The 20704-nt window shown below is 72.2% G+C and carries 22 protein-coding genes; 15 read left to right on the top strand and 7 right to left on the bottom strand.

Annotation, left to right across the window (positions count from 1 at the left end):
* The first annotated feature begins 1 nt into the window (after nt 1).
* The 11 genes from ABFX55_RS30250 (at nt 2) to ABFX55_RS30200 (ending at nt 10238) form a co-directional block, all read left to right on the top strand.
* Nucleotides 2-736, top strand: a complete 735-nt coding sequence (locus tag ABFX55_RS30250; protein ID WP_183650324.1) for a hypothetical protein — start codon at nt 2-4, stop codon at nt 734-736.
* A complete protein-coding gene (locus ABFX55_RS30245; RefSeq protein WP_346126131.1) occupies nt 733-2031 on the top strand; it encodes a TadA family conjugal transfer-associated ATPase in 1299 nt (432 codons plus the stop codon). The genes ABFX55_RS30250 and ABFX55_RS30245 overlap by 4 nt, the downstream gene beginning before the upstream one ends.
* Entirely contained in the window at nt 2031-2888 is an 858-nt protein-coding gene (locus ABFX55_RS30240) for a type II secretion system F family protein (RefSeq protein WP_346126130.1), read from the top strand. The genes ABFX55_RS30245 and ABFX55_RS30240 overlap by 1 nt, the downstream gene beginning before the upstream one ends.
* On the top strand, nt 2881-3801 hold the full coding sequence (locus ABFX55_RS30235) for a type II secretion system F family protein (RefSeq protein ID WP_183650315.1): 921 nt from the start codon (nt 2881-2883) through the stop codon (nt 3799-3801). The genes ABFX55_RS30240 and ABFX55_RS30235 overlap by 8 nt, the downstream gene beginning before the upstream one ends.
* A complete protein-coding gene (locus ABFX55_RS30230) occupies nt 3801-4034 on the top strand; it encodes a hypothetical protein (protein WP_183650312.1) in 234 nt (77 codons plus the stop codon). The genes ABFX55_RS30235 and ABFX55_RS30230 overlap by 1 nt, the downstream gene beginning before the upstream one ends.
* Nucleotides 4035-4135: 101 nt before the next feature.
* Entirely contained in the window at nt 4136-4585 is a 450-nt protein-coding gene (locus ABFX55_RS30225; protein ID WP_346126129.1) for a TadE family protein, read from the top strand.
* Nucleotides 4582-4971: a TadE/TadG family type IV pilus assembly protein gene (locus tag ABFX55_RS30220; RefSeq protein ID WP_346126128.1), complete on the top strand. Its 390-nt coding sequence runs from the start codon at nt 4582-4584 to the stop codon at nt 4969-4971. The genes ABFX55_RS30225 and ABFX55_RS30220 overlap by 4 nt, the downstream gene beginning before the upstream one ends.
* 14 nt (nt 4972-4985) lie before the next feature.
* Nucleotides 4986-5378 (top strand): pilus assembly protein TadG-related protein, encoded by a 393-nt coding sequence (locus tag ABFX55_RS30215; RefSeq protein WP_346126127.1) that lies wholly within the window; start codon nt 4986-4988, stop codon nt 5376-5378.
* Between the two features lie 324 nt (nt 5379-5702).
* Nucleotides 5703-8669, top strand: a complete 2967-nt coding sequence (locus tag ABFX55_RS30210; RefSeq protein WP_346126126.1) for a hypothetical protein — start codon at nt 5703-5705, stop codon at nt 8667-8669.
* A gap of 61 nt (nt 8670-8730) precedes the next feature.
* Nucleotides 8731-9321: a hypothetical protein gene (locus ABFX55_RS30205; RefSeq protein WP_346126125.1), complete on the top strand. Its 591-nt coding sequence runs from the start codon at nt 8731-8733 to the stop codon at nt 9319-9321.
* A complete protein-coding gene (locus ABFX55_RS30200; RefSeq protein WP_346126124.1) occupies nt 9318-10238 on the top strand; it encodes a hypothetical protein in 921 nt (306 codons plus the stop codon). The genes ABFX55_RS30205 and ABFX55_RS30200 overlap by 4 nt, the downstream gene beginning before the upstream one ends.
* Before the next feature lie 3 nt (nt 10239-10241).
* On the opposite strand, the gene ABFX55_RS30195 is transcribed toward ABFX55_RS30200, so the two are convergent.
* Nucleotides 10242-11051, bottom strand: a complete 810-nt coding sequence (locus ABFX55_RS30195) for a MarR family winged helix-turn-helix transcriptional regulator (RefSeq protein WP_346126123.1) — start codon at nt 11049-11051, stop codon at nt 10242-10244.
* A 70-nt stretch (nt 11052-11121) separates the two neighbouring features.
* On the opposite strand from ABFX55_RS30195, the gene ABFX55_RS30190 reads away from it, so the two are divergent.
* Entirely contained in the window at nt 11122-11751 is a 630-nt protein-coding gene (locus ABFX55_RS30190) for a hemerythrin domain-containing protein (protein WP_346126122.1), read from the top strand.
* Between the two features lie 71 nt (nt 11752-11822).
* Entirely contained in the window at nt 11823-12665 is an 843-nt protein-coding gene (locus ABFX55_RS30185) for an ion transporter (RefSeq protein WP_346126121.1), read from the top strand.
* Here the strand turns inward: ABFX55_RS30185 and ABFX55_RS30180 are convergent.
* Complete coding sequence (locus tag ABFX55_RS30180) at nt 12635-13222, bottom strand: AAA family ATPase (protein WP_346126120.1); 588 nt, start codon at nt 13220-13222, stop codon at nt 12635-12637. The genes ABFX55_RS30185 and ABFX55_RS30180 overlap by 31 nt on opposite strands.
* 180 nt (nt 13223-13402) lie before the next feature.
* Between ABFX55_RS30180 and ABFX55_RS30175 the strand changes: the two genes are divergently transcribed.
* A complete protein-coding gene (locus ABFX55_RS30175; RefSeq protein ID WP_346126119.1) occupies nt 13403-14176 on the top strand; it encodes a sporulation protein in 774 nt (257 codons plus the stop codon).
* Nucleotides 14177-14318: 142 nt separating this feature from the next.
* Here the strand turns inward: ABFX55_RS30175 and ABFX55_RS30170 are convergent, their stop codons facing one another.
* The 3 genes from ABFX55_RS30170 to ABFX55_RS30160 are packed head-to-tail and all read right to left on the bottom strand — an operon-like array spanning nt 14319 to nt 17395.
* Complete coding sequence (locus ABFX55_RS30170; protein ID WP_346126118.1) at nt 14319-14813, bottom strand: methylated-DNA--[protein]-cysteine S-methyltransferase; 495 nt, start codon at nt 14811-14813, stop codon at nt 14319-14321.
* A complete protein-coding gene (locus ABFX55_RS30165) occupies nt 14810-16177 on the bottom strand; it encodes a DNA-3-methyladenine glycosylase 2 family protein (RefSeq protein WP_183650287.1) in 1368 nt (455 codons plus the stop codon). Before ABFX55_RS30165 ends, ABFX55_RS30170 begins: the two co-directional genes overlap by 4 nt.
* A gap of 9 nt (nt 16178-16186) precedes the next feature.
* Complete coding sequence (locus tag ABFX55_RS30160; RefSeq protein ID WP_346126117.1) at nt 16187-17395, bottom strand: MFS transporter; 1209 nt, start codon at nt 17393-17395, stop codon at nt 16187-16189.
* On the opposite strand from ABFX55_RS30160, the gene ABFX55_RS30155 reads away from it, so the two are divergent.
* Complete coding sequence (locus ABFX55_RS30155; protein ID WP_346126116.1) at nt 17394-18407, top strand: ArsR/SmtB family transcription factor; 1014 nt, start codon at nt 17394-17396, stop codon at nt 18405-18407. The genes ABFX55_RS30160 and ABFX55_RS30155 overlap by 2 nt on opposite strands.
* Nucleotides 18408-18695: 288 nt before the next feature.
* Here ABFX55_RS30155 and ABFX55_RS30150 read toward each other — a convergent pair whose 3' ends face one another.
* Nucleotides 18696-20222, bottom strand: coding sequence for an MFS transporter (locus tag ABFX55_RS30150; protein ID WP_346126115.1), 1527 nt, complete (start codon nt 20220-20222; stop codon nt 18696-18698).
* A 2-nt stretch (nt 20223-20224) separates the two neighbouring features.
* Nucleotides 20225-20644, bottom strand: a complete 420-nt coding sequence (locus ABFX55_RS30145) for an NADPH-dependent FMN reductase (protein ID WP_346126114.1) — start codon at nt 20642-20644, stop codon at nt 20225-20227.
* Nucleotides 20645-20704 lie beyond the last annotated feature (60 nt).

Below are 20704 nucleotides of genomic sequence, written 5' to 3'. Positions count from 1 at the left end.
CGTGGCGCTGATCGTACTGGCCGCCGACAAGGGGGCGCCCGGCGTCACCACCGCGGCGACCGCGCTCGGCGCGGTCTGGCCGCGCGCCGTCCTGCTGGCCGAATGCGACCCGGCGGGCGGCGACCTGGCCTACCGGCTGCCCGCCGCCGACGGCGGCATGCTGAACCCCGGCAGAGGGCTGCTCACCCTGGGCGCCACAGCCAGGCGCGGGCTGGAGCCTGCCCAGATCCACGAGCACACCCAGAAGATCATCGGTGGGCTCGACGTGCTGGCCGGGCTCACCCACGGCGAGCAGGCCGCAGGCCTGACCTGGATGTGGGGGCCGCTCGGAAGGGCGCTGTCCGGCCTGCCGGGCGCCGACGTGCTGGCCGACTGCGGCAGGCTCGGCGCCCACCCCCAGGTGGGCGAGCTGATCGCGGAGGCCGAACTCCTCGTGCTGTTCACCCGCGCCAGCCTCGACCACGTCGCCCACCTGCGCGAACGCCTCGCGATCGTGCCCAAGGGCCCGCAGCTCGGCGTGGTCGTGATCGCCGACCCCCGCACCTATCGAGCCTCTATCGACGAGGTGCGCAGGATCGTGGGAGGACAGGCCGCCTTCGTGGCGGGGCTGGCCCACGATCCCAAGGGCGCAGAGCTGCTGCGCGGCCAGTGGGGCGGCAGGCTCGACCGCTCCCTGCTCATCCGTACGGCCCGCGAGCTCGCAGGACGGCTCTCCTCCCAGGTGAGGGTGCCATGACCATCGACCACTCGCTGGTCAAGCGCTTCCGCCAGGAGGTCGGCGACCGCCTGTCCCACCAGCGCCGCCTCGACCAGGCCAACGGCATGCCCGCCATGACGGGCGAGGACGAGCGGCAGTTCGCCCGCGCGCTGATCTCCCAGGTGCTCGAGGAGTTCGCCAGGGGAGAGATCGGCTCGGGCCGTACCCCGCCCACACTCGAAGAGGAGGAGGCGCTCGCGGCGGGGATCCACGCCGCGCTCTTCGGCGTCGGCCGCCTCCAGCCGCTGCTCGACGACGGCGACGTCGAGAACATCGACATCAACGGCTGCGACCGCGTCTTCGTCAGCTACGCCGACGGCCAGGAGCTCACCCACGAGCCCGTCGCCGAGTCCGACGAGGAGCTGATCGAGCTCATCCAGATCCTGGCCGCCTACTCGGGCCTTTCCAGCAGGCCGTTCGACACCGCCAACCCGCAACTCGACCTGCGCCTGCCCGACGGCTCGCGCCTCTCGGCCGTCATGGACGTCACCGTACGGCCGGCCGTGTCGATCCGCAGGGCCAGGCTCGGCAAGGTGTTCCTGTCCGACCTCGTGGGCAACGGCACGCTCACCCCGCTGGTCGGGCGCTTCCTCACCGCCGCCGTCGCCGCCCGCAAGAACATCATGATCGCCGGATCCACCAACGCGGGCAAGACGACTCTTCTGCGGGCGCTGGCCAACGAGATCCCCGCCCACGAACGGCTGATCACCGTCGAGCGCGCGCTCGAACTCGGCCTCGACCAGTTCCCCGAGCTCCACCCGAACGTCGTCGCCTTCGAACAGCGCCTGCCCAACTCCGAGGGGCAGGGCGAGATCACCATGGCCGAGCTGGTACGCCGATCCCTCCGCATGAACCCGTCGCGCGTGATCGTCGGCGAGGTCCTCGGCGACGAGATCGTCACCATGCTGAACGCGATGACCCAGGGCAACGACGGCTCGCTGTCCACCATCCACGCCAACTCCAGCATGGAGGTCTTCAACCGCATCTCCACCTACGCGCTCCAGGCCGCCGAGCGGCTGCCCATCGACGCCACCCACATGCTCATCGCGGGCGCCATCGACTTCGTGGTCTTCATCGAGAAGCGCAACGACTACGCGGCAGGCGGCACCCTTCGGCGCTTCGTCTCCAGCGTGCGCGAGGTGAACGGGGTCGACGGGCGCGTCCTTTCCAGCGAGATCTTCGCGCCGGGGGCCGACGGCACCGCCGTACCGCACGCGCCCGTCTCCTGCCTCGAGGAGCTCGCCCCGCACGGCTACGCCCCAGGAGCCTGGTGATGACCGGCATCGACCCGCTGGCCCTGCTGTCGGGCGCCGCCGCAGGCGGCGGCCTGTTCCTGCTCGTCCTCTCCGTCTACGGCCTGCGCCCCCGCCCGAAGTCCGCCCCCCGCCACCTCGTGCGCACCCTGTCCACCCGTACGGCCGTCGCGGCGATCCTGGCCACGGTGATCCTCGCGGTGACGCAGTGGCCCGTCGTCGCGGGCGGCGCGGCGCTGCTCGTCTTCGCCTGGCGAGGGCTGTCAGGCGGAGCCGCCTCCGAGCGGGCCGCCATGGTCAGGCTGGAGGGGCTGGCGGCGTGGACCGAGTCCCTGCGCGACACCATCGCGGGAGCCGCGGGCCTGGAGCAGGCCATCCCCTCCTCCATCAGGGCGGCGGCGCCCATGCTCCGCCCGCACCTGCGCGCCATGGTCGACCGCCTGCACACGCGCATGGCCCTGCCCGACGCGCTGCGGATGTTCGCCGACGAGCTCGACGACCCTTCGGCCGATCTGGTCATCGCGGCGCTGATCCTCAACTCCAGGCTGCGCGGCCCAGGGCTGCGCGACGTGCTCGGAGCCCTTGCCGTCTCGGCCCGGGAGGAGCTCGACATGCGCCGCAGGGTCGAGGCCGAGCGCCGCTCCACCCGCCGGTCGGTGCAGATCGTCGTGCTCACCGCTCTCGGCTTCGCCGCCGCGCTGGTCGTCTTCAACCCCTCCTACGTGGCCGAGTACCGCTCCTGGCTGGGGCAGGCCGTCCTCGTGGTGGTGGCGGGGCTGTTCGGGGCCGGGTTCGCGTGGATGCGCAGGCTGGCCCGCTTCGACAAGCCGACCAGGCTGCTCGGTCTCGACGCACCCACGGGAGGTGCCCATGGTTGAGGGTGTGCTGGCGGGCGGGGTGCTCGGGCTCGGACTGTTCCTCCTGACGAGGGCGCTCTTCCCCGCAAGGCCGGGGCTCGTCGCCCGCCTCATCGCGCTCGACGCCGCCAGGGAGGACACCGACGCTCCCAGGCTCCAGCTCGTGCTCCCCGACGAGGAGGTCAGCGCCTTCCGCCGCGGCCTCGGCGTACGGCTGGCCAGGCTCTACGCCGCGAGAGGCTGGGAGGTCCGCTCGATCAGGGCCGACCTGGCGCTGGTCGGACGCTCGTTCGAGGGCTTCCTCGCCACCAAGGCGCTGCTGGCCGCCTCGGGGCTGCTCGCCTTCCCCCTGCTCGCGGGGTGGCTGGCGCTGATGGAGTGGGGCGTCTCGCTGACCATCCCCTTCTGGGCGGCGCTGGCCGTCTCGCTGCTGTTCTTCGTCCTGCCCGACCTGCAGATCAGGCGCGACGCGGCGGCCAAGCGGCGCGACTTCCGCCACGTGGTCGGCGCCTTCCTCGACCTGGTCTCGATGAACCTCGCGGGAGGACGCGGCGTCCCCGAGGCGCTGATGATGGCCGTCTCCGTCAGCGGCGACTCGCCGAACTGGGCGATGTCCCGCATCCGCGACGCCCTCAGCGGGGCCAGGATCGTCGGCATCACCCCGTGGCAGGCGCTCGGCCAGCTCGGCGAGGAGATCAACGTCGACGAGCTGCGCGACCTGTCCGCCGCTCTCGGGCTGGTGGCCGACGACGGCGCGAAGGTGCGCGCCTCCTTGACCGCCCGCGCCGCCACCCTGCGCCGCCGCGAACTCGCCGAGATCGAGGGGCGGGCGGGGGAGCGGTCCCAGTCCATGCTCGTCGCCCAGCTCCTGCTGTGCGCCGGGTTCGTGATCTTTCTCAGTTTTCCCGCCGCTATGAAGATGCTGGGGTCGTGATGAACCATCCGTGGATCGTGTACCTGACCGCCTACCTCGGGGTCCGCGTGCACCGCGCCCGCACCGCCCCCACGCGTGGGGCCTCCGCCGTCGAGTGGGTGATCATCACCGCGATCATCGCGGGGGTGGCGCTGGGGCTGGCGACGCTCATCAAGACGCTCGTGGAGCAGAAGCAGAGCGACCTCCAGAACAGCTTCGGCGGAGGCGGCGGCTCGGGAGACGGCAACGAGTGACCCTCTCCCGACCTGCCCTGACCGGCCACCTCTCTCCCATCGAAGGCGTGCCGAGGAGCCCTCGTCCTCCGGCCGGGGGCGAGGGAGCTGAGCCTGCCTCCGTGGGGCCCGGCCTCCCTCGGCCCGCGGCCGTGGGCGGCGGGGAGCGGGGGGCCACGGTGGTCGAGCTGGCGATGATCATGCCGGTCGTGCTCGCCGTCGTCCTGCTGATCGTCCAGGTGGCGCTGTGGTTCCACGGCCGCCAGGTGGCCGACGCCGCCGCCAGGGAGGGCGCGAGGATCGCCAGGTCGGCCCCGTTCGACTCGACGAGCTGGCAGGACGAGGCCGTCTCCAGGGCCGAGGACGTCGCCGACGCCATCGGTCCCCGCATCCTCGACGGCGCCGCGGCGACAGCCGTACCCAAAGGGGTCGATGAACGCTGGGTGACGGTGACGGGCAGCGCCGTACAGGTGATCCCGCTGCTCCCCGAGCTGACCTTCACGATCACGGCCACGTCGGGCGGCCCGGTGGAGTGCTTCCGTCCCGACAACGGAGGCGACGACTGCCAGTGAACGCCGACAGGGGCTCGATGGCTGTGGAGACGGTGATGCTGGCGCCGATCTTCCTGCTGTTCCTGCTGTTCCTCGTGGGCGCGGGACGGCTGGTCGAGGCGCAGGGCGAGGTGAACGGCGCGGCGAGGGACGCCGCCAGGGCCGCCTCGGTCCAGCGCACGCTCGAAGGGGCGGAGGGCGCGGCGGAGGCGAGCGCGAAGGCCGCGCTGGAAGGGCAGTGCGACGCGCCCCGGATCTCGCTGGCCGGGAGCGCCTGGGAGGAAGGCGGGCAGGTCAGGGCGGAGGTGACCTGCGAGCTGAACCTGGAGTTCCTGGGATTCGGCGCGGTCAAGCAGATGTCCGGCATGTCGGTCGTGCCGCTGGAGCAGTTCCGGAGGGTGGAGTGAACGAGCGCGGCTCGATGTCCGTGTTCACGGTGCTGTTCTCCGTCGTGGTGTTCCTGCTCGCGGGCCTGCTCGTGGACGGCGGCGCGGCGATCAACGCGAGGCTGCGCGCCGCGGACGTCGCCGAGCAGGCGGCCAGGGCGGGCGCGGACCGCGTCGACGTGGAGTACCTGCGCCAGACCGGACAGGCCCGCCTGCTGGGCCAGGAGGAGGTGTGCGCGCGCGCCGAACAGGTCGTCAGTGCTTACTCGCCTGCCGAAGTGAAGCCCGCCGACTGCCAGGTCGGCGGCGCGCAGACCCAGGTGACGGTCTGGGTCAGGGTCAACTGGAAGGCCTTCTTCCTCGGCGCGCTGGGCTTTCCAGGCGCGGAGATGGAAGGACAGGCCACCGCCGCGCCGGACGCCCGCTGAACCAGACCGAATCTCGTCACTCGCTGGCCCGGCGGCCCGCGGGTGACGACGCTTGATGCGAAGGAGGGAGAGGCGATGCCGACCCGAGAGCCCGCGCGCGCGGACGACCCTGCCCGTCGACCAGCGGGTACGGCAGACCAGGTCACGCCCCAGCGCCCGTACAGCACCGCCCCGTGGAACACCGGCCTTCCGGCAGGCCGGCCGGAGAGCCGCGCGAGCGCCACAGAGCCTTCGTCACCCGGTCCGGCGAAGCCGGGGAACGCGGTGCGCGGGGGCGGCACCGGAGGGAGCGGGCGGGGCGGGAGGCGGCCCGGTGCGGTTCCGGTGCGGATCCCGGCCAGGCGTACGCCCGGTGACATCCTCGCCGGCCTGGGAGCGCTCGTCGTGCTGGTGGCGCTCGTCGGTGGGGTGCCCTTCGCGCTGCTGACGCTGGCGGGACCGCCGATCTCGCCCGAGCTGCTCGACATCGACATTCTGACCAGCAACGTCGGCACGAGCACCGTCGTGGCGATCATGGTGCTGCTGGTCTGGCTGGCCTGGCTGCAGCTGTTCGTGTGTGTGATCGTCGAGGTGTACGGCGGAATCCGCAGGGTGGGCATGCCCGCCCGCGTGCCGTTGTCAGGAGCGACCCAGGCGCTGGCCAACCGGCTGGTGTCGGCGGTGTTGCTGCTGTTCACGGCGGGGGCGGTGGCCGTGCCGATCGCCGGGTTGTCCGCGCCGCCCGCGCGTCCCCCGATGACCGCCGTGGCCTATGCGGCGCCGGTCGTCGTGGAGGAGGCGACGGTCTACAAGGCGAAGAAGGTCTACACCGTGCAGCCTCCGCACGGCAGGCATCACGAGAGCCTGTGGGAGATCGCGGAGAAGTGCCTCGGTGATGGGCGGAGATATCCGGAGATCTTCCGGTTGAACCAGTACAAGGAGCAGCCGGACGGCGCCCGCCTGCGCATGGCCGACCTGATCAGGCCGGGCTGGGTGCTCGACATGCCGGATGACGCGATCAACGTGCACATCGTCCCGGCGGGACAGCCCAGGGAGAAGACGCTCGAGGAGCATCCTGGACCGCCCGAGAGGGTGTCGGAGGACGAGGCGCGCTCGGGGGAGGCGGGTCACGGCGAGACAGGCGCAACCACCACCGAGCGACCCAACCCGACCGGGCAGGCCGACCGAACCGACCGTGCCGAAAAGGCCGAGCGCGCCGAAGCCGACCGTGCCGAAAAGGTCCAGCGGGCCGAGCGGGCCGAGCGGGCCGAGGTAGAGCGGGCGGAGAAGGCAGAGCAAGCCGAGCAGGCGAAGGCGGCCAAGGAGGCAGAGGCAGCCGAGAAGGCAGCGGCGGCCAAGGCCGCGGCAGAGCGGGCGCGCGAGGACGAACAGGGCCAGGAAGATCGGCACGCGCAGGGGGATGCGCGCACCGAGGCGGACCGGCAGGCTCGGGAGGATGCGCGCACTGAGGCGGCCGAGGCGGACCTGCAGGCCGAGCGGGCCGAGGAGGAGCGGCAGGCCGAGCAGAGTCCGGGGTTGGATCTGGTCGACTACCTGGGAGGCGCCTCGCTGGCCGCCGCCGGGCTGCTGGTCGCCCTCGGCGCCAGGCGGCGTCGCCAGCTCTGGCACCGCGCCTTCGGGCATCGCCTGTCCCGTCCCCGCGACGACGCCGCCCTCGCCGAGGTGGCGCTCCGCCTCGGAGCCGACGCCCCAGGGGCCCGCATGCTCGACGCCGGGCTGCGCCTGCTCGGCTCCGCGCTGGCCGCCCAGGACAGGGTGCCGCCCACCGTCTACGCCGCCCACCTGTCGCCCAGGACCCTCGACCTGTGGATCCACCCGCCGAGCCCCGACGCGCCGGAGCCGTGGGAGGCGCAGGACGGCGGCCAGGTCTGGCGGCTGGCCGCGCACGAGGGCAGGCTCCTGCAGGAGCAGACGGGCGGCGCGCCGTACCCGGGGCTGGTCTCGCTGGGCACCGACGGCGGCGGCCGCGTCCTCGTCGACCTGGAGGCGGCCCACGGGCTGATCAACATCCGCGGCCCGCACACCACCGCCGCCCTGGCCGCGCTGGCCGTCGAGCTGGCCACCAACAGGTGGTCCGACGAGATGCGCGTCACGCTGGTCGGCTTCGGCGAGGAGCTGACCTCCATCGCACCCGAGCGGGTGAGGTCCGTGGGCAGCCTGTCGGAGGTCCTGCCGGAGCTGGAGGAGGGCGCCGCGCCTCGCCAGGAGGTGCTCACAGGGCGGGTCAACGGGCAGTCGCGCCGGGCCCACTACCTGCTCAGCGCGGTCGCCCCCACCCAGGAGGAGGCGCGCAGGCTGGCGCTGCTGGCCCGCAGGGACACCGCGGGGTTCGTGGTCACGGGGGAGGTGCCGCACGCCACCTGGACGATGGAGATCACCGAGGAGGGCCGCGCGCGCATCCCCGAGCTGGGCTTCGAGGTGACCGCGCAGCTGCTGCCCCGCCGCCACTACCAGGCCCTGCTCGACCTGTTCGGTACGGCGGAGCGCCACGAAGGCGAGGCCATGCCCGAGCCCGAGCCCCTGGAGGAGCTCCACCCGCCCGCCGTCGAGATCAGGCTGCTCGGCCCGATCGAGGTCGTCGGCCCCGAGGCGATGGAGGAGGGGCGCATGGAGCTGGCCACCGAGCTGCTGGTGTATCTGGCCACGCATCAGGGCGGCGTCCACCCCGTCGTGCTCGGCGGCGTGCTGTGGCCGCGCGGTGTGCAGGCGCTGGTGCGCGACGCGACGATCGCGCGGGTCGCGCGCTGGCTCGGAGAGGAGCACCTGCGCACCGACGAGGCAGGACGGCTCAGGCTCGGCCCGGAGGTCCGCACCGACTGGACGCTCTTCCGCGAGCTGGTGCGCCGCTCGCACGGCGACGAGAGCGCGAGAGCCGTCCTGCTGGAGAAGGCGCTCGGCCTGGTCAGGGGGCCGCTGCTGGCGGGCAGGCCGCGCGGCAGGTACGCGTGGCTGGCCGCCGACGAGCTGGAGTACGACGTGGCGGCGGCCGTCGCCGACGCCGCCCACCGGCTCTGCGAGATCAGGCTGGCGCACGGCGAGGCGGACGCCGCGGTGGCCGCCGTACGGGCGGGGCTGCTGCTGGCCGCCGACGACGAGGGCCTCTGGCGCGACCTGCTGCGCGCCACCCACGCCACCGGCGACCAGGTACGGCTGCGCGCCGTCGTCGAGGGCCTGACGCGCAGGTCCTCCTCGCACCCCTACGGCGAAGGCATGGCCCCCGAGACCGAGGCGCTCATCGACGAACTGCTGCCCTCGTGGCGCATCCACGTGGTCAGGGAGTCGTCAGCGTGACTCATACCGAAAGCCGCATCTCCATGGCTCACGAAAGACGGGAAGCCCTAGCGTGATCCGCATGCGAGGGCTGATCGCACCGGTGGTCGCCGCCCTGCTCGGGGCGGGTTGCACGACCGCCGGCGCCGATCGGCCCTTCACCCCCGGCCAGGCGAAGGCCGCTCCGACGGCGGTCGCCGGCCCTGCCGCGACGGAGTCCATCGCGGTGGGCCCGAAGACGAAGGTGCTGGTGGAAAGGCCCGTGGTCACCGATCCGCGTCACGCCGAGCTGCTGAAGGCGTTCACCGACATCTACGCGGGCATGTGGCGGGCCGTCGTCACCGGCGACGAGTCCTACCTGTCGAGGGTGGACGACCCCGGCGGGCGCGAGGCGACGGACTGGGTGCTCAGCTTCGAGGACAGGTCGGTGCGCGGCACCGCGAGGGTCTTCGCGATGAACGTCACGGCGATCATGGACGGCGGCGCCGAGGTCAACGCCTGCGTGGACGAGACCCGCATGCGCCTGCTGTCGGGCAGGGGCGGCGTCGCCGTACCGGACCAGCCCGCGTGGACCCGCGCGGCCTACCTGCAGGCCATGGTCCTGAGCAGGGGCGACGACGGGGTGTGGCGGGTCAGGGACTTCAGGCACGGCAAGGAAGGGTGCGCCAGATGAACCGCCTGCTCTCGGTCGCCGCCGCGGGTCTGCTGCTGCTCGATCCAGGAGGCCCGCGCGGCGACGGCTTCCAGGACGGCCGTACGGCGGGCGTCCGCCTCGAGAACTCCAAGATCGTGATCACCGGCAACGGCGCCAAGGGCGGCAAGGCGGACGGCTACCAGCTCAAACGCCCCTGCTGGTACGAGCCTGGCCCCGACGCCTCCCAGATGCTCAGGACCCAGGAGGAGGTCAGGGCCTACTGGTTCAGGATGAACCCCAACGGCACGGAGGAGCAGTTCCAGGCCTTCCTCAAGCAGTTCAAGGACAAGATCGGCAAGCCGGGCCGCTGGTGGACGCCCGCCTACAACGAGGCCGACGCGAGAGGCAGGGCCTGCTGGGGCGGGCTCGACCAGTTCGTGTGGGTGCCGCCGGGCACGACGCCGCCGGCCGGCATCACGCTGGCCGAGCTGGTGGAGATCGCCCGGGCCGCGCTGACCGTGCCCGAGCCGAAGGTGAAGCTGAACCCCGACGTCAAGAGCTATGTCAACCTGCCGACCTGGGTGTGGCTCGAGGGTGTGGGGGAGACCACGCGCTCGGTCACCGCCTCCATTCCCGGCATCATGAGCGCGACCGTCACCGCGTCGCTGGAGGACATCAAGATCGACGCGGGCACCTCGTCCGACAGGGCCGAGGTGCGTGAGGAGTGCGGGGCGGCGGGCCGGCCGTACCAGCGGGGCGGGGAGTTCACCTGCGGCGTGCGGTACCTGCGCGCCTCGATCGACCAGCCGCGCGAGGTGTACGTGCTGACGGTCACCACCGTCTGGCCCGTCGAGGTGGAGGACGACGTCGTGCCGTTCGCCTACGACCCTGTGGAGGTGGGCGCCACCCGTGACGTGCCGGTGGGCGAGGTGCAGAGCACGGTCAGGCGGCCATGACGCTCACCCGACGAGCTTCCTCAGCAGCTCGCGCAGCTCCTGTTCGGGCTCGGGGCCGCCGAGCAGGTCGCGGATCCGGGCCTGGATGGTGATCTGCGCGTCACGGGCCACCTCCAGGCGCTGCCTGCCGAGGTCGGTGAGCTCCAGGGCGTAGCGGCGGCGGTCGTGCGGGTCCCTCCCCCTGACCACGAGACCGGCCTGGGCCAGCTCCTCGACCACCTCGGCCGCGGCCGGCTCGGTGATCCTGAGGTGCTGGGCCAGCTGCTGCTGCGGGCAGGGCGCCAGCGCGTCGAGCCCGGCCAGTGGGCCGAAGTGCCGTGTGCGCAGCCCCGTGCCGGCCAGCTGCGCGTCGCCGAGCCTGCGCAGCCGGTAGTGCGCCTGCGCGACGAGGTGCTCGGTGCTCTGGAGCGGTGAGGGCTCGGGCAGGAGCGTGCCGAGCAGCTCGTTGAGCCTTCGCCGTTCGGCCGGTGTCAGCACGGCGGTGACCTGGGCGTCGTGGGCCGAGGCCGCCTCGCGCATCTCGCCGAGCGCCCTGCGGCCGCTGTCGGTCAGGCTCAGCACGTAGGAGCGGCGGTTGAGGGGGTTGCGGGCTCTCGTGACGTGGCCGGCCTCCTCGAGCCTGTCGATGAGCCGCACCATGAGCGTCCTGTTGAGGCCGAGCCGCTCGGACAGGTCCTGCTGCGAGAGGCCGTCCTGGTCGGCGAGGACGTCGAGCGCGACGAAGTCGCGCGAGCGGGAGTCGCCCGTGAACAGGGTGAACGCCTGGCGCATCAGGTTGCCGAGCGAGAGCTGGACGAGGTCGGACAGGTTCACGGCTCGATCGTATCAGCATGTTGATAGTTGGAACATTGACAGTTGGGAAGGTGAGATTTATGGTCCTTCCATGACCTACCGACTCGACATGACGATGATGTTCGCGGTGCACGACGCGCTCAGGCGCGACGTGGAGCGCGTGGCCAAGCTCACCGCCCGCCTCGACGACGACCCGAGGCGCCTGCTCGGCGCGGCACTGGGCTGGGAGATGTTCAAGGGGTACCTGCGGGTGCACCACACCACCGAGGACGACATGCTGTGGCCGGTGATGGAGCGGACCCTCGCGGGACGGCCTGACGAACTGGCGCTGCTGGCGGCCATGGAAGCCGAGCACGCCCTCATCGACCCTCTGCTCGCCTCCTTCGACGAGGCGCTGGCCGACCCGGACACCGGCCACGAACGGCTCGGCGGCCTGGCCGACAGCCTGGCCACCGTGCTGGGCGGGCACCTGAGGCACGAGGAGCGTGAGGCGCTCGCGGTCATCGACCTGAGCGTCACCGAGGAGGAGTGGCAGCGCTTCGGACAGGAGCACGGCAAGCGCATCGGCCCAGACGCGCAGCGCTACCTGCCGTGGGTGCTGGACGAGGCGAGCGAGGAGCGGGTCTCATTCATCCTCGGCCGCATGCCCGAGCGCATCCACAAGGCCTACCGCGAGGAGTGGCGCGCGGCCTATGTCGCACTGAACGCCTGGGGCGCCTGAGCCTGACCGAATGCTCCCGATCGCTACGATGATCATCGTTCGGTCTCTCTCATCACTCGGGAGCGGTTCGCTTGTCGCGGCAAGAGCGCGTTCGTTCGATCATCGAGACCCGGCTCGTCCAGCGGGTGATCATCTTCGTCATCGTGGTCAACGCCGTCACCATCGGATGCGAGACCAGCTCCTACCTGATGGAGCGGATGGGCGGGTTCTTGCACGCGGTCGACAGGATCGCGCTCACGGTCTTCGCCGTCGAGATCGCCGCCCGCCTGTACGCCTACCGAGGGGCGTTCTTCAAGGATCCGTGGAACTGGTTCGACGCCGTCATCGTGGCGATCGCCCTGGTGCCGGCCTCGGGCCCCACCTCGGTGCTGAGGGCGCTGCGCATCCTGCGGGCGCTGCGCCTGGTTTCGGCGGTGCCGAGCATGCGGCGCGTCGTCAACGCGCTGCTCGCCGCGGTGCCGGGGATGGCCTCCATCATCGGCCTGCTGGTGCTCATGATCTACATCGCCGCGGTGATCGCCACCAAGCTCTTCGGCGAGATCGTGCCCGAGCGCTTCGACGAGCTGCCCCGCTCGCTGTTCACGCTGTTCCAGATCATGACTGGTGACGACTGGGGCAACGTGGCGCAGGAGGTGATGAGCGAGAAGCCGTGGGCCTGGCTCTTCTTCATCGCCTACATCCTGATGTCGACCTTCGTCGCGCTGAACCTCTTCATCGCGGTCGTGGTCAACGCCATGAACGACTCGGAACCCTCGCCCGCTGAGACCCAGACCCAGGCCGAGCTCATGGCCGTCAAGCAGGACCTGGCCGCTCTCCACGCCAAGCTCGACCTGCTGCTGCTACGCGACGAGGAGCCCGACGCGCTGACCGCGGCCGGCGGTCGTCAGCCGCCGGGGACCGCCAGCCCGCGGTGATCGGCGAAGTGGATGACCTCCAGCCGGTCGGCGTCCTCGCGGTCCAGCACGCGGGCGCTGGTGGCGGGCGTCGGGTCACCCGCGCGCACCCGTTCGAGCAGCGCGCGCCAGTGACGCTGGTGGCGGGTGAAGGTGGTCGGCGCGGCGACCCTGCCCCTGGCGTACTGCCCTGCGAGGGCGACCTCGGGCGGCGCGTCCAGCAGCAGCAGGTGCAGCTGCGCGCCGTGACGGCGGGCCAGCCACGCGAACGCGCGCAGCACGAAAGGCCCGCATCCGCGGTTGTGCGCGATCACCGGGCCGCCCGCGCGCACCCCGCTCCTGATGCGCCACACGTGGGTGGCGAACACCAGGCCCGTGCGCACCGGTTTCGGCGCCCACCGCGGCCTGCCCGCCCACCGGCTGCGTGACTGCTGCGAGTCGATCACCGTCACCGCGCCCACGGTGACCGGCGCGCTCTCGGTCCCGTCCAGGTCGTACAGGCGGCGCAGCAGGGTCGTCTTGCCCGCTCCCGGCAGCCCGGTGAGGATGACCAGCGACCTGGCCGGATAGATGGTCAACGAGTATCTCCGTTTCAGCGCCCGAGGCCGCCGGGAGGTCCATGGCCAGCCCCCAGGTCCGTGCGCCAGCCTACGTCGCGATCCGGGGTGGCGGTTTGCTCTCCAGGTCAGGAACCCGCCCCTAGCATTGATCGTTCAGCCGGGAGGCTGACTCAATCGACTCGACAGGGAGAACAAGCCGTGGTCTTCAAGCGGATGCTGGGTGCCTTGGGTGTGGGCGCGCCCACCGTGGACACCGTCCTCGCCACCCCGAGGATCCAGCCCGGAGGTTCGCTGGCCGGTGAGGTGCGGCTCAAGGGCGGCGACTTCGACGCCGACATCGAGCACATCACGCTCGGCCTGGTCGCCAGGGTCGAGATCGAGCACTCGGAGGGAGAGAGCGGCGGGCTGGGCGAGTTCTTCCGCGTGCAGGTCAGCGGCCCCTTCTCCCTGCGCAAGGGCGAGGACAAGGTCGTCGCCTTCAGCTTCGGCGTGCCGTGGGAGACCCCGGTCAGCGAGGTCGGCGGCCAGCGGCTGACCGGCATGGCCGTGGGCGTGCGCACCGAGCTGGCCATCGCCAAGGCCGTCGACAAGGGGGACCTCGACCCCGTCTCGGTCGAGCCGCTGCCCTCGCAGCTGCGCGTCCTCGAGGCCTTCCCGCAGCTCGGATTCCAGTTCAAGTCGGCCGATCTGGAGGTGGGCGGGATCCACGGCGTGCGCCAGGAGCTGCCGTTCTACCAGGAGATCGAGTTCTACGGGCGGGGCGGCGAGGTCGAGCTCACCTTCGTCGCCGACCAGGGCGGCCTGGAGATCGTGCTGGAGGCGGGAGGCCGCTCGGGGGACGCCATCGGCCGCTTCCACGTCACCCACGAGGAGGCCCTGCGCACCGACTGGGTCACGGAGATCGACCGCTGGCTGGGCCGGCTCACCTCCGGCTTCGGCCACGCCGCCCCCCCAGGGCCACTACGGCCATGACGACCACCGAGGGCACCACGGCGGCTCCGGCATGGGAGCCGCCGTCGCCGCGGGCGCGGCCGGCGTCGTCGGAGGGCTGGTCCTCGGCGAGGTCGTCGAGGACATCTTCGAGGGCGACGACGAGGGCGGCGACTGGTAGCCGTCAGGACGCTTCGTGCCCGAGCAGCCACTCCTTGACGGGAACCCCGTAGTAGTAGCCGCCGAACCCGCCGGTGCTCGGCAGCACCCGGTGGCAGGGCACGAACGGCGCGATCAGGTTCTGCGCGCAGGCCGACCCTGCCGCCCTGGCCGCGGTCCTCGGCATCCCCGCCCGCTCGGCCAGCTCCGCGTACGACACCGTGGTCCCGGCCTTGACCTCGCGCAGCGCCTGGTGCAGCCGCCTGCGGGTGGGGGAGCCCGGCTGCTCGACCGGCACCTCGTCGAGGGCGTCGAGGTCGCCCGCCAGGTAGGCGCGGACGGCCTCGGCGGGGGCGCCGAGATCCTCCACGACGTCGAGGCCGAGGGCCTGCAGCTGGGGCGAGAGCCGTACGAACATCTGGGAGGGGTCGGGGGTGAAGCCCGCGGCCACGATCACGCCCTCGCGGGCGAGCAGGGACAGCGGGCCGATCGGGGTCGGGAGGATCTGAGCGTCGATCACGAGGAGCTCCAGAGGTGAAGGGCGGCGTAGGCGCGCCATGGGCGCCACCGCTCGAGGTGGTCCTGAGGGATGCCGAGCGCGTCCATGCGTTTGACCAGGACGAGGTCGCCTGACGGCCAGGCGTCGGGATCGCGCAGCGCGCGCAGCGAGATGTATCCGGCGGTCCACGGGCCGATGCCGGGCACCCTGAGCAGGGCGGCGACCGCGTCGGCGGGGTCCTGCCCGCCGTCGAGGTCGATCTCACCCGAGGCGACGCGGCCCGCCAGGTCCCGCAGCGTGGCCACCCGCCTGGTGGTCAGACCGAGCGCCGACAGGTCCATCTCCGCCATCTCCTCGGCGGTGGGGAACCTGCCCGCCCTGGCCACGATCCTGCCCAGGAGCGTCCTGGCGCCCGCGACCGAGATCTGCTGCCCGACGATCGCGCGCACGGCCAGCTCGAAGCCGTCGAAGGCGCCGGGCACCCGCAGCCCCGGACGCGCCGCCACCAGCGGCGCCAGCGACGTCGAACCGAGCGCCTCGCTGATGGCGGCCGGATCGGCGTCGAGGTCCAGCAGCCTGCGGCAGCGCGCCACGACCCTGGCCAGCTGGCGGGTGTCGTCGAGGGAGGCCTCCAGCACGACGTGTCCACGGCCAGGCGTCAGCGTGATCGTCCCGCCGGGGATCACCCGCACGTACGACCCGCCGTCCACACTCTCCAGGCCGGGGATCGCGCGCGCGGCGAGGAAGGCGAACAGCCCCTCCACGTCGTACGGCTCCCGCCAGTTCAGCCTGAGCCTGAGCGCGGCGGGCACCCCAGGGCGGTGCGCGGTGGCGCGCATCTCCGAGGGCGTGAAGCCGTAGGTCGCCTGCATGGCCGCGTTGAACTGCCGCACGCTGCCGAACCCCGCGGCGAACGCCACGTCGGTCACCGGCAGCGCCGTCTCGGTCAGCAGCTGCTTGGCCAGCAGCAGCCGCTTGGTCCTGGCCACCGCCAGCGGCCCGACGCCGAGTTCGGCGACGAACAGCCTGTGCAGGTGGCGCTCGGTGATGTGCAGCCTGGCCGCCAGCCCCGCCACGCCGCGCTCGTCGGCGGCGCCGTCGTCGATCAGCCGCAGCGCCCTGCCCACCAGGTCGCCCCTGACGTCCCAGCCGGGGTCGCCGGGTGACAGCTCGGGACGGCACCGCTTGCACGGCCTGAACCCCGCCGCCTCGGCGGAGGCGGCGTGCCGGTAGAAGCGCACGTTGCGCGAGGAGGGAGTGCGGGCGGGACAGATAGGCCTGCAGTAGATGCGCGTCGTCTTCACCGCCGTGTAGAAGCGCCCGTCGAACCTGGCGTCGCGCGCGGACACCGCGCGGTAGCAGGCGTCGAAATCCAACGTTTCCATGCCATGACGCTATCGCCTGGCAGGAAGTCCCAACTGGCGGATTTCGGACCTCACCGTGGCCAGTGGCAGCCACGACATGGCGATCACGATCCCGCCTGCCCACAGCGTCGCGCGCACCCCCCAGAGCTCGCCGACGCCCGCCGCCAGCAGGCCGCCCAGGCCCACCGCCCCCATGAGGATCACCTGCATGATCGAGGTCATCCTGCCCAGCATGGTGTCGGGTGTGAGCTGCTGCCTGAAGCTGACCAGCAGCACGTTGTTCACGCCCGTGCGCACGGACACGACGAAGAAGCCCGCCGCCGACAGCCAGATCCAGATCCCGTGGTCGAGCAGCGGCACCAGCAGCCCGAAGGGCGCCGTCGCCAGACTGAGCAGCCACACCGCGCCGCCCTGACCCAGCCACCTGGCCATCAGGTGCGCGCAGGCGGAACCCACCAGCGCCCCCACCCCGCTCGCGGCCAGGTAGGCGCCGAACACCCACTCGGGGAAGGCCAGCTCCCGCACCAGCAGCACCGGCAGCAGCACGGTGGCCAGCGGAAAGCCGAGGTTGGCCATCGCGCCCTGCGCGGCGATGGCCACCAACACCCTGTTGCCGAACAGGAACCGCAGCCCTTCGCGCAACTGCCGTCCGATCGGCTCCCGTACGGCAGGCGGGCTCTCGACCGACCGGATCCCGCGCAGCCACAGCGCCGACCACGTGTACGTGACGGCGTCGAGCAGCAGCACCAGCGGCGCGCCGAACACCTGGGTCAGCACGCCCGACACGCTGCGGCCCGACACGTACATCGCCGAGGTCGTCCCGACGAGCAGGGAGTTGGCCGCGGTCAGCCGATCCCTGCCCACCAGCGAGGGGACCAGGCTGTGCGAGGCCACGTCGAAGAAGAGCGTGCCGACGCCCGAGACGATCGCGACCAGGTACAGCTGCGGCATCGTCAGCGCGTCCAGCCACCAGGCCGCCGTCACCGACACCATCGCCAGCGCCCTCAGCACGTCCATCGCGACCATGACCGGGCGCCGCCGCACCCTGTCGACCCAGACTCCGGCGGGCAGTCCCACCACCAGCACGGTCAGCGTCGCCAGCGAGCTGAGCAGGCCCACCTCCCCAGGACCCGCGTTCAGCGCGGTGACCGCGAGCAGGGGGAGCGCCACATGGGACAGCTGTGTGCCGAACTGGCTGCCGAACGCGGCGACGTACAGCCGCCTGAAGTCAGGGTCCATGCCTGGAAAGATGCCGCCGCCGCGTCATAATGGCGATGGATTAAGGAGAGAGCTAATCGAACTGACCTTCACCGTCCAGGACATCGCCAACACGCGCTTCGCGATCTCCCCGCTGTGGGAGGTCGTGGCCAGCGTCCGGGTGATCAAGGAGCCTGTGGGCGTCAACCGGCCGTGGGCCGAACAGGTGCGCAAGCGGCTGGAGGGGGTCGAATGGCGGCTGCTGTCCGACCTGGTCCCGATGCCGACGATCTCGCTGGTCTGCTTCATCGCCCCTCCGCCGACCACGTCGCTGCCCGACCTGGAGCTGGAGCTGTCGGGCATGCTCTCCCACGCCGCCGACGTACGCGCCGAGCTCGACGCGTGGGGCGGCGCCCGTACGCCGGAATTGCGCGCCCTCTACGACGATCCCTCGGCGGGGCTCGAACGGCTGGCCGCGCAGATCAGGGCGTACTGGGCGGTCGCGATCGAGCCGTACTGGCCGCGCATCCGCACGCTCATGGAGGGCGACCTGCTCTACCGGGCCCGCATGCTGGCCGAGGGCGGCGTGCACCGGATGCTCGCCGACCTCGACGCCAACGTCAGCTGGCAGGGCGAGCGGCTGCGCCTGGCCCATCGCTTCTGCGACGGCGTGCGCCCGCTGGACGGCAGGGGCCTGCTCCTGGTGCCGTCGGTCTTCGCCTGGCCGCGGATCTTCTCGATCACGGTGCCGCCCTTCCAGCCCACGCTCCGCTACCCGCCGCGCGGCATCGCCACCCTGTGGGAGCGCGAGCGCAAGGACCCGCCCGAGGCGCTGGCCGCGGTGCTCGGCGCGACCCGCGCCCGGCTGCTGGCCGAGCTCGACCAGCCCGCCTCGACCAAGGACCTCGCGCTGCGCGCGGGGCTGTCGGAGCCCGGGGCCAACCAGCACCTGACGGCGCTCAGGAGGGCGGGCCTGTGCAGCGCCCACAGGACGGGGCGCTACGTCCTGTACGCCCGCACCGCCATCGCCGAATCCCTCCTCAACCCCACCTGACCCGACCCGCCCCCTCCGAGAGCCCCAGACTTCGGTCGCGCCCTCTCGCAATCTACGGGCCTCCCGCCGCCAGACGACCTGATCTCCTGGGGCGGGAGGGGGTGCCGTCCGACGGGTCTCAGAGTCCGAAGGGTCTTCGGGCGGGTCACGCCGAGAGACCCCGGCCGGCGGCTTCGGCTGGGGTCTCGGGAAGGAAGGGGATCCGTGGCGAGCGGGGTGAAAAGACCCCAGCCGGAGCCCGGCGCGCGGGGTGCGCGACCGTGTCCTCCGGCTCCGGCTGGGGTGGTCTCATGCGGCGCTCAGCGCCTCCTCCCTCTCGGGAGCCGACGGAGCGGGAGTCCCCGACGGCGGCACGCGCCGCAGCAGCGTCACGGCCACCAGCGCCGCCACCGCCGCCAGCACCGCCGCCACGCCCGCCGCCACGTTCAGCCCGTCGGTGAAGGCCGACCGCGCCGCCGCGATCACGACCTCGGCCTGCGCCGCGGGCAGGCCCTCGGCGAGCGCGAGCTCTCCCGCGAGCGTGTCCGCCGAGCCGGTGGGCATGGCGCCCCTGTAGACGACGGTCCCGATCGTGCCGAGCAGGGCGATGCCGAGCGAGACGCCCAGGTCGCTGGCCGTGGTGTTCACCGCGGACGCGGCGCCGGCCTTCTCCTGCGGCGCGGAGGCGATCACCAGGTTCGTGGTCAGCGCCATCGTCGGGGCGATGCCCGGGTAGAGGATGTAGAAGCCGGTCAGCAGCAGGGGCAGCCCCGACACGCTGCCGACCTGGGTCAGCACCACGTAGCCCGCCACCGACAGCGCCGTTCCCGCAGCCACCACATAGGCGGGCCTCACCCTGCGGGCCAGAGCCGGCGAGAACGTGGAGACCGCGACGAGCATGAGCGCGGCGGGCAGGATCCACAGCCCCGACTCCAGCGGCGACAGACCGGCCACGAGCTGGAGGTACTGCGTGAACAGCAGGTAGACGCCGCCCAGCGCGATCGCCGAGAGCAGGAAGACGCCGAGCGCGCCGCTGAAGGTGCGGTTGGCGAACAGTCTCACGTCCAGCAGCGGGTGCTCCAGACGCAGCTGGCGGCGGACGAACAGCGTGCCGAGCACCAGGCCCGCGACGATCGCTCCCACGGCGACCACCGACAGGCCGCTCTTGGCCAGCTCCTTGACGCCGTAGACGACGGGCAGCAGCGTCGCCATCGACAGCAGCACGCTCAGCACGTCGGCGCCTCCCGCCTGGGGCGCCCGGTACTCGGGCACCAGCGCGGGCGCCGCGACCAGCACGACCGCCATGACGGGCACGCCTGCCAGCAGCGCGGCGCCCCACCAGAACGTCTCCAGCAGCAGGCCGCCGACCAGCGGACCGACGGCCACGCCGACCGAGATGGAGGCCGCCCACATGCCGATCGCGCTGGCCCGCTGGCGGTCGTCGCGGAACATGTTGCTGATCAGTGACAGCGTGGACGGCATGACCGCGGCCGCGCCCACACCCATCACCGCTCGGGCGACGATCAACAGGTCGGCGCCGGGCGCGAACGCCGCGGCCACGGAGGCGACCCCGAAGGCGGCGGCGCCGAACAGCAGCACCTTGCGCCGCCCGATCCTGTCGCCGACGGTGCCCATGGCCACCAGCAGACCGGCCATCATGAACCCGTAGATGTCATTGATCCACAGCAGCTGGGCGCCGCTCGGCCGCAGGTCGGCGGCGATGTGCGGGGTGGCGAGGAACAGCACGGTCATCGCCAGGAACAACAGGACGGTGGGCAGGAGCAGGACGGCCAGGCCGAGCCACTCCCTGGCTCCCGCGCGGGGGTGCACAGTCATGATCAGTTCTCTCTTCTCAGAAGGGACAGCACGCGGTCGGCCGAGCGGGGCCGGCCGTACCTGATGACCTCCGCGACGGTCGTCGCGAAGAAGGGCCGCAGTGGGCCGGCGGCCTCCGTGGCGTCCTGCCTGCCGGCGAAGGCCGCGGGCCTGGCCCGCCACTGCGGAGCGCACCAGTCGGCGAGCGACATGGGGAAGCACTCGGGGATCACCACCACGAAGGCGTCCGCCGCCGCCAGCCAGGGCACCAGGTCCTGGACGGCCGGCGGAGTCGGCACCTCGTGCGAGCACACCTCGGGCAGCCCTGCGGCCTGGAGATCGAGCAGATCGACCTCGAAGCCGCGGGGGCAGGCGAGGCAGGACAGCCATTCGGCCACTGCCAGGCCGTCGGCGCCGCCGCCGATGATGAACGCGAGTCGCATGTCCACACCGTGCAGGGCAGGACTCCAGAAACTCTTCGGATCCGCTTTGGATACTGTTTG

The organism is Nonomuraea roseola, assembly GCF_039535395.1.
In the GTDB taxonomy this organism is placed as follows: domain Bacteria; phylum Actinomycetota; class Actinomycetes; order Streptosporangiales; family Streptosporangiaceae; genus Nonomuraea; species Nonomuraea roseola.
This window is presented reverse-complemented; position numbering and strand designations above follow the sequence as displayed.